This window comes from Actinoplanes nipponensis (genome assembly GCF_016862275.1).
In the GTDB taxonomy this organism is placed as follows: Bacteria; Actinomycetota; Actinomycetes; order Mycobacteriales; family Micromonosporaceae; genus Actinoplanes; species Actinoplanes nipponensis.
In genome coordinates this window covers 27,443-41,595 of record NZ_BOMQ01000103.1, presented here as the reverse complement: position 1 = coordinate 41,595, position 14,153 = coordinate 27,443, and the positions used below count along the sequence as shown (strand labels likewise).

Genomic DNA, 14,153 nt, shown 5'->3' with positions numbered 1-14,153 from the left:
CGCCATTTTATTGCCGGCCATTGCATCGCCGGCACGGTTCGTGCATGTCTGCCAACGGAGGATCTGCTGTGCGGAAACCAGGTAAGAAGCTCTCTCTGCTGATCGCGGGGGCCACCGCGGGCGCCCTCGTGCTCTCCGGTTGTTCCGGCGCCGGCTCCACCGGCAGCGGCGACAGCGGCGACAAGACCATCACCGTGCTCATGGTCGGCAACCCGCAGATGGAGGACATCCAGAAGCTCACCGCCGAGAACTTCACCAAGCAGTCCGGCGTCACGGTGAAGTTCACGATCCTTCCCGAGAACGAACTGCGCGACAAGGTCACCCAGGACGTCGCCAACAAGGGCGGGCAGTACGACGCCGTCACCGTCGGCGCGTACGAGGTGCCGATCTGGGCCAAGAACGGCTGGCTGCACGAGGTCTCGACGCAGGCCGGGGCGGACGCGGCGTACGACCAGGCCGACCTCATCAAGCCGATGGTGCAGTCGCTGACCGGCGACGACGGCAAGATGTACGCGGCGCCGTTCTACGGCGAGTCCTCGTTCCTCATGTACAACAAGGAGATGTTCGAGGCCAAGGGCCTCACCATGCCGGAGAAGCCGACCTGGGCGCAGGTCGCGGACTTCGCCGCCAAGCTCGACGACAAGGGCAAGGGCGTCGCCGGCATCTGCCTGCGCGGCCTGCCGGGCTGGGGCGAGATGTTCGCCCCGCTGACCACGGTGGTCAACACGTACGGCGGCACCTGGTTCGAGAAGGACTGGACGGCCAAGGTCAACGCCCCGGAGTTCAAGGAAGCGGCCAACTTCTACGTCAACCTGGTCAAGCAGCACGGCGAGGCGGGCGCCCCGCAGGCCGGCTTCACCGAGTGCCTGAACAACTTCGGTCAGGGCAAGGCGGCCATGTGGTACGACGCCACCTCCGCGGCCGGCACGCTGGAGGACCCGAACTCGTCCAAGGTGGCCGGCAAGGTCGGCTACGCGTACGCGCCGGTCAACAAGACCGAGTACTCCGGCTGGCTGTGGACCTGGGCGTTCGCGATGCCCAAGACCACCAAGAAGGCCGACGACGCCTGGAAGTTCATCTCGTGGGCGACCAGCAAGGACTACGAGAAGCTGGTCGGCGAGAAGCTCGGCTGGTCCCGGGTGCCGTCCGGCAAGCGCACCTCGACGTACGCGATCCCCGAGTACAAGGAGTCGGCCAAGGCCTTCGCCGACATCACGCTGGGCTCGATCGAAAACGCCAATCCGACCGACCCGGGTGTGCAGCCGCGGCCGGCGCTGGGTGTGCAGTTCGTCGGCATCCCGGAGTTCGCCGACCTCGGCACGAAGATCTCCCAGGAGCTCAGCGCCTCCCTCGCCGGCAGCAAGACGGTCGACGAGGCGCTGAACGACGGACAGAAACTCGCCGAGGACGTGGCGAAGAACTACAAGTAGTGCCGGCGGGGGCGCCGCCGATGGCGGCGCCCCCGCACCGACCGGAAGGCCAGAAATGACCGACGTCATCACCCGGGCGGACGAGCAGACCCGGACCCCGCCGCCCGTCTCCCGCAAGGGGGGCGCCCGGGACCGCTGGGTCCGGCGGGCCCCGCTGCTGCCGGCGCTCGTCTTCGCCATCATCGTGACCCAGGTGCCGTTCCTGGTCACCGTCTACTTCTCCACGCTCAGCTGGAACGCGCTGCGCCCGGGCTCGAAGAAGTTCGTCGGTCTGGACAACTACGTCACGGTGCTCACCGACGACCGGATGCGGTCCGCGCTGGTCAACACGGTGATCCTCACGGCCGGCGCGGTCATCTTCTCGATGATCCTCGGGCTCGCCCTGGCCGTCCTGCTGGACCGCAAGTTCCTCGGCCGGTCGATCGTGCGGACCATGCTGATCACCCCGTTCCTGATCATGCCGGTGGCGGCCGCGCTGCTCTGGAAGCACGGCATCTACAACCCGGACTACGGCCTGATCAACGGCATCTTCGGGGGCAGCACGGCCTGGGCGACCTCCTATCCGAAGACCGCCATCATCGCCACGCTGGTCTGGCAGTGGACGCCGTTCATGATGCTGATCCTGCTGGCCGGCCTGCAGTCGCAGAGCAACGACGTGCTGGAGGCGGCCCGGATGGACGGCGCCAACGCCTGGCGGATCTTCACCCGGATGACGCTGCCGCACCTGCGGCAGTACCTGGAGCTGGGCGCGCTGCTCGGCTCGATCTACCTGGTGAACACCTTCGACGCCATCTTCACCATCACCCAGGGCGGCCCGGGCACGGCCACCACCAACCTGCCCTACCAGATCTACCAGACGATCTTCAGCAAGTACGAGTACGGCGAGGCCTCCGCGGCCGGCGTCGTGGTGGTGATCCTGACGATCATCGTGGCGACCTTCGCCCTGCGCGTGATCTCGGGTCTGTTCAAGGTGGAGGAGGGCCGATGACGGGCACCGCGAGCGGGCGCCGGGTGGCCGACGCGGCCTGGGGGGTGGTCGCCTGGATCGCCGGGATCATCTTCGTCTTCCCGGTCATCTGGATGCTGCTGACCAGCCTCAAGCAGGCCAAGGACGTCACGACCAACCCGCCGGTCTGGTTCTTCACGCCGACCTTCGAGCACTTCGCCAACGTCTTCGACAGCAACATCACCCCGTTCCTGCTGAACTCGCTCATGGCCAGCGTGTTCTCCACCCTGCTGGTCGTGGTGCTGGCCACCCCGGCGGCGTACGCGTTGTCGCTGCGGCCGGTGGCCAAGTGGACCGACGTGCTGTTCTTCTTCATCTCCACCAAGATGATGCCCGTGGTGGCCGCCGTGCTGCCGGTGTACCTGCTGACGGTGGAGATCGGCATGAAGGACAACATCTGGACGATGGTCGTCCTCTACACGTCGATGAACCTGCCGCTGGCCATCTGGATGATGCGGTCGTTCCTGCTGGAGGTGCCGCGCGAGGTGCTGGAGGCGGGCGAGGTCGACGGCGCGGGCCTGATCCTGTCGATCCGGCGGATCATCCTGCCGATGGTGTCGCCCGGGCTGGCCGCCACCGCGCTGATCTGCTTCATCTTCACCTGGAACGAGTTCTTCCTGGCGGTCAACCTGACCGACACGAACGCCAGCACGGCGCCGATCTTCCTGCTCGGCTTCATCTCCGGCCGGGGGCCGTTCCTGGCCGACCTGTCCGCCGCCGCCGTGCTGCTCTCCCTGCCGGTGCTGCTGGCCGGCTGGGTCGCCCAGAACAAGCTGGTCCGCGGGCTCTCGATGGGAGCGGTCAAGTGAAGGCAGCCGTCGTCGTCACGCCCGGCACGATCTCGGTGGAGACCGTGCCGGCCCCCGCGCCGGGCCCGCTGGACGTCGTGGTCCGGCCGGCCGCCGTCGGGATCTGCGGCACGACCTGCACATCATGGACGGCGAGTTCGCCCCCGCGTACCCGATCGTGCCGGGCCACGAGTTCGCCGGCGAGATCGTGGCGCTCGGTGCGCAGGTCACCGGTCACGCCGTCGGCGACCTGGTCGCGGTCGACCCGTCGCTGTACTGCGGGTACTGCTACTACTGCAAGCGGGCCCGGGGCAACCAGTGCGAGAACTGGAACGCGATCGGGGTGACCCGCAGCGGGGGCGCGGCCGAGTTCGTGGCGGCGCCCATGGCCAACCTGTTCAAGCTGCCGCCCCACCTGGCCGCCCGGGACGCGGCGCTGATCGAGCCGCTGTCCTGCGCGGTCCGCGGTTTCGACGTGCTGCCCCGCCGGCTGGCCGACAACTTCCTGATCTACGGCTCGGGCACGATGGGCCTGATGATGCTGGAGCTGGCCAAGCGGGCCGGCGCGGCGACGGTCTCCATGGTGGACCTCAACCCGGAGCGCCTGGCGACGGCGACGCGGCTCGGCTGCACCGCGGCGGTGACCAGCGCCGAGGAGCTGGACGCGCCGCGCGGCTGGGACGTCGTGATCGACTGCACCGGCGCCGCGGCGGCGATCCGCGACGGGCTGGCCCGGGTCGGCCGGGGTGGCACGTTCCTGCAGTTCGGGGTGTCGGCGTACGACGCGCGGGTGGAGATCGAGCCGTACGAGATCTCCCGCCGCGAGATCACCATCACCGGCTCGATGGCGGTGCTGCACAGCTTCGACCGGGCCGGCGAGCTGATGGCGGCCGGGGTCCTGGACCCGGAGGTCTTCGTCAGCCACCGGTTCCCGCTGGACGACTACCCGCGGGCGCTGGAGCAGTTCCGGGCGGGGGTGGGGCGGAAGATCCTCATCGAGCCGTGACGGGCCGGTCAGGAGTCCTCGCCGAAGAACTCCTTGATCTGGGTGAGTGTCAGGTAGCCCTGGGGGTCCGCCGCGTTGCTCTCCGGTGGCACCGGCTTGCAGGTGACGTCCAGGTCGCGGGCGTGGTCGGGCAGCTCCGGCAGCGGCGGCACCGGCGGCAGCGCGCCCAGGCCCATCGCCTCGCGGATCACCTCGAACATGCCGGTGACCTCGTGCACCGCCAGCGGGAACAGCTCCGCCGGACGCCCGCCCCCGGCCTCCGGGGCGGCGCAGGTGAAGTGGGCCCGCAGCTTGCCGCTGACCTTGCAGATGTCGGCGCTCGGGCGCAGGTGGTCGAGCGGACCCTCGGCGACGATGCCGAGCTCGCACTCCGCCACGCCGGCCGCGTCCCACCAGCGGCGCCACGCGGGGTCGCCGTCGAGCGTCACCACGACGTGCTGCAGCGCGACCATGTACGCCTGCGGTGCCCGGCCGTCCACGGTGGTGGTCCCCATGAGGGGATGGAGCCAGTCCATCACCGCATTGTCACATTTCGGTCATAGTCCACGCTGCATTCCTGGCCCGCGCGTACGGGTGGCCGGCCCGGCGGTGGCGGCGTCCAGCAGTGCCGCCGCGACGGTGCGGGACGTGGTGGCCGCGCCGGCGTTGCGGTCCATCCGGGCGCCGACCGACGAGCCGTCGTACAGGACGACGAGCTGGGCGGCCAGCGCCTGCGGGTCCCGGGCGCCGGCGTCGCGGGCCAGGTCGGTGAAGAGCGCGCGGGTCCAGGCCCGGTTCTCGTCGCAGACCTCCTGGACCACGCCGCCGTCCGGGGACTCGGCGCTGGCGTTGTAGAACGCGCAGCCGCGGAACGAGGCGGAGGCGGCCAGCTCGGCCAGCACGTCGAAGACGCCCAGCAGGCGGTCGCGGGGATTGTCGTACCGCTGGAGCGCGGTCAGGATGCGCTCCCGGCGGCGCTGGTGGCGGCCCTCCAGGTAGGCCCGGATGAGGCCGTCCTTGCTGCCGAACGCGCTGTACAGCGACGCCTTGGCGACCCCGGCGTGCTCGATGATCCGGTCGATCCCGACGGTGTGCACGCCCTCGGCGTAGAACAGCTCGTCGGCGGCGGCGAGCAGCCGGGCACGCGCCGAGGGCTTGCGGGGGGCGGTCACGGGTGACGCGGCAGACATGCGTTTGACGATAGCAGACAGATCTGTCTAGTGTCGGGCCTGCAGACAGACCTGTCTGTTCGTTCCGTCAGGGAGTGTCATGACCACCACCACGACCCCCGCGGCCGCCCGTACCGGCGCGCCGGCCGCCCGTCGCCGACGCCTGTCGCCGCCGGTCGCCTTCGCCGCGATCGCGGCGATCTTCGTGACGTTCACCGCCGCGTCCAGCGCGCCCTCCCCCCTCTACGTCGTCTATCAGCAGTTGTGGGGCTTCTCCGCGGTCACGCTCACGGTGGTCTTCGCCGTCTACGTCGTCGGCCTGATCGCCGCGCTGCTGATCCTCGGCGCCCTCTCCGACCACGTCGGCCGGCGGCCGGTGCTCGCCGCGGCGATCGGCCTGGAGATCGTCGCGCTGCTGCTCTTCCTCGCGGCCGGCGACGTCACGGTGCTGCTCGCCGCCCGCTTCCTCCAGGGCATCGCGACCGGCGCCGCGCTCACCACCCTCGGCGCCGCCCTCGTCGACCTCAACCCGCCGCACGCCCCCGGCCGGGCCGGCCTGGTCAACAGCGTCGTGCCGCCGGCCGGCCTGGCGATCGGCTCGCTGGGCACCGGCGCGCTGGTGCAGTTCGCGCCGGGCCCGACCCACCTCGTCTACGCCCTGCTGCTGGCCGGCATGGCCGCCGCCGCGGTCGCGGTGCTGCTGATGCCGGAGACCTCGACCCGGCGCCCCGGCGGCGCGGCCTCGCTGGTGCCCCGGCTCGGCGTGCCGGCCCGGTTGCGCGGCGCGGTGTTCGCGCTCGTGCCGATCATCGTGGCCAGCTGGGCGCTGGGCGGCCTCTACCTCTCGCTGGGCCCGTCCGTGGCGGTGGGCGTCTTCGGGCTGTCGAACCACCTCATCGGCGGGCTGGTGGTGACGCTGCTCTGCGGCACCGGGGCGGTGGCCGCATTCGTGCTGCGTGCCTGGCCGACCCCGCGGGTGCTGACCATCGCCGGCGCGCTGCTCACCGTGGGCACCGCCGTGACGCTGGCCGGGGTGCTGACCGGCAGCGTCGTGCTCGGCGCGACCGGCACGGTGCTCGCCGGCATCGGCTTCGGCGCCTCCGCGCTGGCGAGCTTCGGCACCCTGGCGATGCTGGCCGGCCCGCACGAGCGCGGCGAGTTGTTCGCGGTGGCGCTCACCATCGCGTACGTCGCGTTCAGCCTGCCGGCGGTGCTCGCCGGCCTGGCTGCGACCTCCGCCGGCCTGCACCCGACCACTGTGGTCTACAGCCTGGTCGTGGTGGTGCTCGGCGTGCTCGCGCTGATCGCCCAGCGACTGCGGCGAGCCTGACCGGTCAGCTCTTTCGTGGTATCTCCCCGGCGTGGGCGGCGGTCAAGCGGCCGTTCGCCCCGGAGCATAAGGGGCGAATCCATACGAAGGGCTGGGCATGAAGAGACTTCTGGCGACTGTCGCCACGTTCGCGCTGGCACTGAGCGGCGCGGCCGTCGCGTCCGGCGCGCACGCGGAACCGCCGCGTGGCACGTCCGGATATCCGGCGATCGCCTGGCGGGGGTGCGAGAACGCCGTCCTCAAGGCCCGCAACGCCGAGTGCGGCTTCCTGCGCGTCCCGCTGGACCACGCCGCGCCGGGCGGCCGGCAGATCGAACTGGCCGTCTCCCGGATCAAGCACACCGTGCCGGACCGCGAGTACCAGGGCGTCATGCTGGTCAACCCGGGCGGACCCGGGGGCTCCGGGCTGGCCCTGTCGGCGCTCGGCGGCCTCGTGCCGAAGCGGGCCGGCGCGGCGTACGACTGGATCGGCCTCGACCCGCGCGGCGTCGGCTCCAGCCGGCCGGCGCTGGCCTGCGACCCGAAGTACATGGGCTACGACCGGCCGCCGTACGTGCCCAGCACCCGCGCGATCGAGCAGGCGTGGCTGGCCCGGGCCAAGGGCTACGCGGCGGCCTGTGCCGCGAGCGGCGGCGCGCTGCTCCGCCACCTGCGGACCACCGACACCGTGCAGGACATGGAGCTGCTGCGCGCCGCGCTCGGCGCGGAGCAGCTCAACTTCTACGGCTTCTCGTACGGCACGTACCTGGGCCAGGTTTACGCCACCCGCTACCCGCAGCGGGTCCGCCGGATGGTGCTCGACGGCAACGTGAACCCCCGCCGGGTCTGGTACGCGGCCAACCTGGACCAGGACATCGCGTTCGACCGCAACATCAGGATCTACTTCCGCTGGCTGGCCGACCACGACGACGTCTACCACCTCGGCCGGACGGCGCGGAAGGTCGAGCAGCTGTTCTACGCCGAGCAGGCGGAACTGGAGCGCAAGCCGGCCGGCGGTGTGCTCGGCCCGGACGAGCTGACCGACGTCTTCCTGCAGGCCGGGTACTACGTCTTCGGCTGGGAGTCGGTCGCCGCGGCGTTCGCGAGCTGGGTCAACGACCACGACCCGGCGGCGCTGCGCAAGCTCTACGACGACAACAACACCCAGGAGGCCGGTTCCGACAACGGCTACGCCATCTACCTCGCCGTGCAGTGCACCGACGCGCCGTGGCCGGCGTCCTGGCAGCAGTGGCGCAGGGACAACTGGCGGGTGCACCGGGCCGCGCCGTTCGAGACCTGGGGCAACGCCTGGTACAACGCGCCCTGCCGCGACTGGGCCGCCCCGGCCGGCCGGCCGGTACGGGTGAACGGCGCCGCCGCCCCGCCGGTCCTGCTGCTCAGCGAGACCCTGGACGCGGCCACCCCGTTCGAGGGCGCTCTCCAGGTCCGCCGGCTCTTCCCGCGTTCGGCCCTGATCGAGGGGGTCGGCGGCACCACCCACGCGGGCTCGCTCTTCGGCAACGCCTGCGTGGACAACGCGGTCGCCGACTACCTCGCCACCGGCGCCCTGCCCCGGCGGGTGAAGGCCAACCGGTCGGACCGGCAGTGCCGGCCCATCGCGCCGCCGGATCCGAGCCCGGCCGTCGCCACCGCCAGGAGCACCGAGAGCGCGGCGCTGCGGACCCGCCTGGAGCTGCAGGAGCTGATCGGCGTCCGGTGAGCCGGTCCCGCGCCGGGACCGGCTCCGGTCCCGGCGCGGGCGGTGTCTGCAGGCTCACATGATCGGTCCGCGACGCCCCGGGCCTGCTCCCGGTAGGGTTGTCAGCGCGAAGGGGAGTAGCTCCCAACGTCGTGGTCGACATACTGGCTCTGCGGTTCGAGAGCCCGGCCACGCGGCCTCGGTTCGCCGGGGCGAGCGAGACCTTCGACTTGGCCGTTCCCACACCGGCCGGGTCGAGGTCGCCCTGCGCCTGGATCCCGGCCCACCGAGCACCGGGAGATTCTCATCAACGGGTTCCTCGCCGCCACCGCGCTCAGCTTCGCGGTGATCTTCGTCGCCGAGCTGGGCGACAAGTCGCAGCTCATGGCCATGACCTTCGCCACCCGGTTCAAGACCGTGCCGGTGCTGATCGGCATCACGGTCGCCACCGCGGTGGTGCACGCCTTCTCCGTGGGCATCGGCTACGGCCTCGGCGCCACCCTGCCGACCGGCTGGATCTCCCTGGTCGCGGGGCTGGCGTTCCTCGCCTTCGGGGCCTGGACGCTGCGCGGCGACAAGCTCACCGACGAGGAGAAGACCAAGGCGGAACGCTCGACCGGTTCCGCGATCCTCGCCGTGGGCGGCGCGTTCTTCCTCGCCGAGCTGGGTGACAAGACCATGCTGGCCACCATCACGCTGGCCACCCAGCACGGCTGGTTCGGCACCTGGCTCGGCTCCACGCTCGGCATGGTCGCCGCCGACGCCCTGGCCATCCTGGTCGGCCGGCTGCTCGGCCGGCACCTGCCCGAGCGGGTCATCAGGTACGGCGCGGCGGCGCTCTTCGCTATCTTCGGCATCTGGCTGCTCGTGGAAGCGTTCCTCGAGCTCAACTAGCAGGGGGAGACGCGGTGCTGCAGTACCGGGCCGAGTTCGACGCCACCGTCATGTTCAGCGCCGGCGGCGGCCTGCACGCGCAGGGTTTCACGGTCGACGTGCCGCACGCCGAGCCGGCCGAGGCGGAGATCGCGGCGCTGTTCGTCGCCGCGTGCCGGCTGCCGCCGGTGGCCCGGGTCGAGCTGCGCAACATCCGGGTCTTCGCCGAGCCGCACCGGGGCACCCCGGCCGGGCCGGCGGACCCGCAGCGGCGGCGCTGGGTGGAGCTCAGCCACGTCATCTCGGCCGGGCTGACCACGCTGCCCGGGATGCCGGTCCCGGAGATCACCCCGCACCTGAGCCGGGCGGCCTCGCGCGACGTCTACGCCGCCGGCACCGAGTTCACCATCGACCGGATCACCATGGTCGGCAACACGGGCACGTACCTGGACAGCCCGTTCCACCGCTACCCGGACGGCGCCGACCTGGCCGGGCTGCCCCTGGAGAAGCTGGCCGACCTGCCCGCGGTCGTCGTCCGCACCGCCGGCAGCGGGGTACGGGCCGTCGGGGTGGACGCGCTGGAAGGGCTGGACGTCGCGGGCCGGGCGGTGCTGCTGCACACCGGCGGCGACGTCCACTGGGCCACCCCGCAGTACGCGGAGGACGCGCCCCACCTCAGCGCCGCCGGCGCGCAGTGGCTGGTGGACCACGGCGCGGCGCTGGTCGGCATCGACGCGATCAACATCGACGACATGGTCCCGGCGGGGGAGCGTCCCGCGCACACGCTGCTGCTGGCCGCCGGCATCCCGATCGTCGAGCACCTGACCGGCCTGGCGAACCTGCCGCCGACCGGGGCCCGGTTCACGGCGGCGCCGCCCCGGGTGTCCGCCTTCGGCACGTTCCCGGTGCGGGCGTACGCGTCGGTGCCCGCTGTCGAGCAGCACGATCACCGCAGGTCCGCCGGCTGGCTGCCGACGTCGGACGGGTGACCCGGGGCGGTGCTCCGGGCGGGTGGGAATCGGGGAATCGGCTCAGAAGGGCGCCCGGGATGCCGATGATGACGGTGTGAGCTTTAACTCCGGAGCAGGGCGATGACCGATCTGGACGCGACGCGGACGCGGCAGCCCGGCGAACCGGGGCCGGGCACACCCGAGCCGCGCACGCCCACCGAGATCGGGGTCGCGCGGGCCGCCGCCCTGTTCGAACGGGTGGACCCCGCGGCCGCGGCGGCGCACCTGGAGCCGGTCCTCGCCGCCGATCCGGGGTCCGCGGCCGGCTGGATCCTGCTGGCCCGCATCCGGCTGGTGCTGGACGAGGTCGACAAGGCCCTGGACGCCGCGAACCGGGCGATCGCCCTGGCCCCGGAGGACCCCCGGCCGCTGGCCATGGCGAGCCGCGCGTTCACCCTGCTGGGCCGGCACGAGGAGGCCGTGGCGACGGCGTACCGGGCGGTGATCGTCGAGCCGAAGAACCCGCTGTGGCACGACCGGGTCGCCTGGGCCCTGCTGGCCGCCGACCGCCAGTACGCCGACGCCGAGCAGGCCGCCCGGACCGCCATCGGGCTGGAGCCGAACGAGGCGCACTACTACTTCACCCACGGCGTGACCCTCGACGCGCTGGGCCACGCCGATCAGGCCCGGCAGGCGTTCCTGATCTCGCTCAGGCTGGAGCCGGAGAACCCCGTCGCCCAGCACCGGCTGGCGGTGCTCAACGGCGAAAGCGTACGGGCGCCGGAGCGCAAGAAGCGGGGCTGGAAGCTCTTCGGCAAGCGCGGTGGCACCGCCGCTATGCCGGCACGCCCCGAGGAGCACCTGCCCTAGCCCGCATGATCAGCCAGACCAGCCAGCCCGTACCGATGATGAAGCCGAAGCTGATCAGCCGGTAGAGCACCACCGCGGCCAGCGCGGAAGCGCTGGTCAGGCCGCCGGCGACCAGGCCCAGCACCAGCGCGCCGTCGACCACGCCGAGCCCGCCCGGCACGATCGGCACGCTGGCCGCGGCCATCCCGGCGCAGTACGCGATGACGAGCTGCGCCGGATGGATGCCCTCGGCGCCGACCGCGATGCAGCACATCCACAGGCACAGCGCGTCCAGCAGCCAGTTGGCCACGGCCAGCACCACCGCGAAGCCGAAGTCGGCCGGCCGCACCCGCACCGAGCGCAGCTGGTCCACGAACCCGGCCAGCCGGGCGTGCCCGGAGTCGGCGGGCCGCCGGCGCACCTTGTTGACCCCACTGAGCAGCCCGCGCGACGGCGTGATCAGCCACTGTGGGTGCTGCGCCAGCAACCGCACCAGGAACGCCACCAGCAGCGCGCCGGCCATGTAGAGCACCAGGGTGCGCCAGCTGCCGGTGCTGCGGGTCAGGATGCCGAAGACCGCGCCGATCACCACCAGCGCGCCCGCCGACAGCACGCCGCTGAGCGCGATGCACCAGGAGGCGACGGCCGACGAGGCGCCGTAGCGGCGCAGGGTGCGGAAGTTGAAGGCGGTGGAGAAGACCGGGCCGCCGGGCAGTGTCGCGCTCAGCGAGTGGGCCGCGTAGGCCAGCGCCACGTGCTTGCGGATCGGCACGCTGGTGCCGGCGCCGCGCAGCAGCGCCCGCTGCATCCGGGCGTAGGTGCCCATCGAGGCGATCTCGGCGACGACCGCGCCCGCGACCCAGTTCCAGGCCGGGGTGCGCAGCTGGTGGACGGCCCCGGCCAGCGACGACCAGCCGAGGATCAGCTCGGTGCCGAGGATGAGCACGATGACGGCCACGACGGCCGGCGGGCGACGCCACCAGGCCGGCCGCGCGGTCTCCTCCGAAACGACCATCGCCGATCATCGTCGCACCATCCGCGCCGGCCGGCACGGCGTTCACCGCGTGTACGCCACCAGCGTCAGGTCGGCGACAGTGGCCGGCTCCCGGGCCCGTAGCAGCAGGGTGAAGTCCGGTGCGAAGAGGGAGAGCCGGCGCCGGCCGTCCTGGACCGAGCGGACCAGCAGGTTGCCGGCGGGGTCGAACACGGCGCCGATGATCCGGCCGGAGACCGGCAGGTCGACGATGTCGCCGGTCACGGTGTCCAGGACCGCGTCGGCGGGCGTCCCGGCCGCGTCGGTGGTCTCGGCGGAGTCGGGCGTGCCCCGGCCCAGCCGCACGGTCACCAGGTCGCCGGTCGCGTCGACACTGACCGGTCGGCAGACGGCGCGGCCGTCCGTGTCGCCGGTCGCGGGCACCGGGGTGCCGGACTGGGCGGTCGCGTCGGCCACCTCCAGCCCGCAGCCGGCGGTGGCGTAGACCAGCGTGGAGCCGTCGCCGGACCAGCGGAAGTGCTGCCCGTCCAGGCCGCTGGGCAGCGGGGTCACCGCGCCGGTGGCCATGTCGAGCACGCCCGGCTCGGCGGCCTCGATGATCAGCCGGGAGCCGTCCGGGGACCAGGCCGGGGCCTGCGCCGCCGAGGCGGTGCCCGCGTAGGCCTGCTGCGGGTCGCCCCCGGCGGTGTCCGCCACCAGGAGGGCGCCGTCCGCGACGTAGGCCACCCGGGCGCCGTCGGGCGAGACGCCGACCGTGGCGTACGGCTTCGTGAGCACCGTCTCGGGCCGGCCGCCCGGGGTGAGCCGGACCAGCCGGCCGTCGTCGGCGGCGTCGGCGTAGAAGATGTGCCCGGGCAGATCGGCGATGGAGGTCGAGCGGGGGCTCGTCGTGGTGCGGGCGGGCCGGGGCCGGTCGGGCCGGTCGGTGCCCGGTGGCCGCACCGGCAGGGTGGCGGCGCTCGTCGCGGCCTCGGCGACCGGGGCCGGGGCCGACGACACGACCGGCGGACCGGCCACCGGCGTGGCCGGAGCCGGGCCGGAGCCCGGCAACTGCCACAGCCCGCTGCCCAGCAGGGCCAGGGCGGCCACCGCGGCCGCCGTGCCCACGGCGGCCTCCCGGCGGCCGAGCCGGCGCGAGCGGGCCAGCGACCGCTCGTACAGGTCCGCCGGGGCCACCGAGTCGGCGAGCTCGCGCAGTTCCTCGCGCAACGGATCGGGGGCGCTCATCGGCCGGCCTCGTGCGCGTCGGCCAGCACCCGCAGGTCGGGCACCAGGGTGCGGAGCCGGTCCAGGCCCCGGGCGCACTGGGTCTTGACGGTGCTGACCGAGACGCCGAGCAGTTGCGCCGCCTCGACCTCGGTGTGGTCCTCGAAGTAGCGCAGCACGATCACCGCGCGCTGCTTGGGGCTGAGGGCGAGCAGGGCCCGGTGCAGGGCGACCCGGCGGACCGTGGCCTCGGCCGGGTCGTCGGTGCTGCCGCCGTGGCGCTCCAGGTCGTCGCCGGGCAGGGACTCGGCGACCCGCGGCCGCCGCCAGAAGGAGACCTGGGCGTGATACATGACCTTGCGGGCGTACGCCTCGGCATTGCCCGGCCGCTCCAGCCGGGACCAGGCCCGGTGGGTGCGGGCCAGCGCCTCCTGCACGAGGTCCTCGGCGAGGTGCTGGTCGCCCGTGAGCAGGAACGCCGAACGCAGCAGGGCGTGCGAGCGCTCACGAACGAAGTCCGCGTAGGCGCAGTCGCGAACGTCGTCCATGCCCCGTTTTCCGATCGGTGTCCGGAAAGAGTCGTGAGCGTACAGCGGACGGTCAATCGCCGCATCGGTGCTCACGTCTCGTCTCCGAACCCGTTTTCCCGCGCTGAGGATGAGAGGCGTAGGCCGGTGCCCCCCGATTTCCAGCACCGGCTCACGCGCGTACGCCAGCTAGACGCGCGCGGGCCCGTTCCCGGGTGACAGTACGTTCGGCCGGTTCGTGCCGGCCGAACGGTCAGCCGGTTCCGGAGCGCCGCGCCAGGCGGGTGTCACCTGCCTCAGTGACGCTCCGGCCCTGGTGGCGGCGGGTGAACGCGGCGAGAATGGCGGCGTGCCGGTACGAGCTGCGA

At 72.5% G+C, this 14,153-nt stretch carries 14 protein-coding genes; 9 read left to right on the top strand and 5 right to left on the bottom strand.

Annotated elements, in window-relative coordinates; genetic code table 11:
• The first annotated feature begins 68 nt into the window (after window positions 1-68).
• From Ani05nite_RS40120 to Ani05nite_RS40105, 4 genes are all read left to right on the top strand, one after another.
• Complete coding sequence (locus tag Ani05nite_RS40120) at window positions 69-1,430, top strand: ABC transporter substrate-binding protein (RefSeq protein WP_239131099.1); 1,362 nt, start codon at window positions 69-71, stop codon at window positions 1,428-1,430.
• Window positions 1,431-1,485: 55 nt separating this feature from the next.
• Entirely contained in the window at window positions 1,486-2,418 is a 933-nt protein-coding gene (locus Ani05nite_RS40115; protein ID WP_203777343.1) for a carbohydrate ABC transporter permease, read from the top strand.
• Window positions 2,415-3,245 carry a carbohydrate ABC transporter permease gene (locus Ani05nite_RS40110; protein WP_203777341.1) on the top strand — a complete coding sequence of 277 codons (831 nt, stop codon included), beginning with the start codon at window positions 2,415-2,417 and terminating at the stop codon, window positions 3,243-3,245. Before Ani05nite_RS40115 ends, Ani05nite_RS40110 begins: the two co-directional genes overlap by 4 nt.
• Window positions 3,246-3,369: 124 nt before the next feature.
• Window positions 3,370-4,230, top strand: a complete 861-nt coding sequence (locus Ani05nite_RS40105) for a zinc-dependent alcohol dehydrogenase family protein (protein ID WP_239131098.1) — start codon at window positions 3,370-3,372, stop codon at window positions 4,228-4,230.
• A gap of 8 nt (window positions 4,231-4,238) precedes the next feature.
• Here Ani05nite_RS40105 and Ani05nite_RS40100 read toward each other — a convergent pair whose 3' ends face one another.
• Window positions 4,239-4,745, bottom strand: a complete 507-nt coding sequence (locus tag Ani05nite_RS40100; protein WP_203777339.1) for a hypothetical protein — start codon at window positions 4,743-4,745, stop codon at window positions 4,239-4,241.
• Between the two features lie 21 nt (window positions 4,746-4,766).
• Entirely contained in the window at window positions 4,767-5,399 is a 633-nt protein-coding gene (locus Ani05nite_RS40095; protein WP_203777337.1) for a TetR/AcrR family transcriptional regulator, read from the bottom strand.
• Between the two features lie 79 nt (window positions 5,400-5,478).
• On the opposite strand from Ani05nite_RS40095, the gene Ani05nite_RS40090 reads away from it, so the two are divergent.
• The 5 genes from Ani05nite_RS40090 (at window position 5,479) to Ani05nite_RS40070 (ending at window position 11,079) form a co-directional block, all read left to right on the top strand.
• Window positions 5,479-6,708, top strand: a complete 1,230-nt coding sequence (locus Ani05nite_RS40090) for an MFS transporter (RefSeq protein ID WP_203777335.1) — start codon at window positions 5,479-5,481, stop codon at window positions 6,706-6,708.
• Window positions 6,709-6,805: 97 nt separating this feature from the next.
• On the top strand, window positions 6,806-8,407 hold the full coding sequence (locus Ani05nite_RS40085) for an alpha/beta hydrolase (RefSeq protein WP_203777333.1): 1,602 nt from the start codon (window positions 6,806-6,808) through the stop codon (window positions 8,405-8,407).
• A gap of 285 nt (window positions 8,408-8,692) precedes the next feature.
• A complete protein-coding gene (locus tag Ani05nite_RS40080) occupies window positions 8,693-9,280 on the top strand; it encodes a TMEM165/GDT1 family protein (protein WP_203777381.1) in 588 nt (195 codons plus the stop codon).
• 14 nt (window positions 9,281-9,294) lie between these two features.
• Window positions 9,295-10,248, top strand: a complete 954-nt coding sequence (locus Ani05nite_RS40075) for a cyclase family protein (RefSeq protein ID WP_239131097.1) — start codon at window positions 9,295-9,297, stop codon at window positions 10,246-10,248.
• Window positions 10,249-10,350: 102 nt separating this feature from the next.
• The gene (locus tag Ani05nite_RS40070) at window positions 10,351-11,079 is read left to right on the top strand and encodes a tetratricopeptide repeat protein (protein ID WP_203777331.1); all 729 of its coding nucleotides are present in this window, start codon (window positions 10,351-10,353) and stop codon (window positions 11,077-11,079) included.
• Here Ani05nite_RS40070 and Ani05nite_RS40065 read toward each other — a convergent pair.
• From Ani05nite_RS40065 to Ani05nite_RS40055, 3 genes are read right to left on the bottom strand one after another with little or no spacing between them, the layout of a single operon-like run.
• Window positions 11,045-12,073, bottom strand: a complete 1,029-nt coding sequence (locus Ani05nite_RS40065; RefSeq protein ID WP_203777329.1) for a lysylphosphatidylglycerol synthase transmembrane domain-containing protein — start codon at window positions 12,071-12,073, stop codon at window positions 11,045-11,047. The two genes, Ani05nite_RS40070 and Ani05nite_RS40065, sit on opposite strands and share 35 nt — an antisense overlap.
• 42 nt (window positions 12,074-12,115) lie before the next feature.
• Window positions 12,116-13,279, bottom strand: a complete 1,164-nt coding sequence (locus Ani05nite_RS40060) for a TolB family protein (RefSeq protein WP_203777327.1) — start codon at window positions 13,277-13,279, stop codon at window positions 12,116-12,118.
• Window positions 13,276-13,806 carry a SigE family RNA polymerase sigma factor gene (locus Ani05nite_RS40055; protein WP_203777325.1) on the bottom strand — a complete coding sequence of 177 codons (531 nt, stop codon included), beginning with the start codon at window positions 13,804-13,806 and terminating at the stop codon, window positions 13,276-13,278. The genes Ani05nite_RS40060 and Ani05nite_RS40055 overlap by 4 nt, the downstream gene beginning before the upstream one ends.
• Window positions 13,807-14,153: the final 347 nt, after the last annotated feature.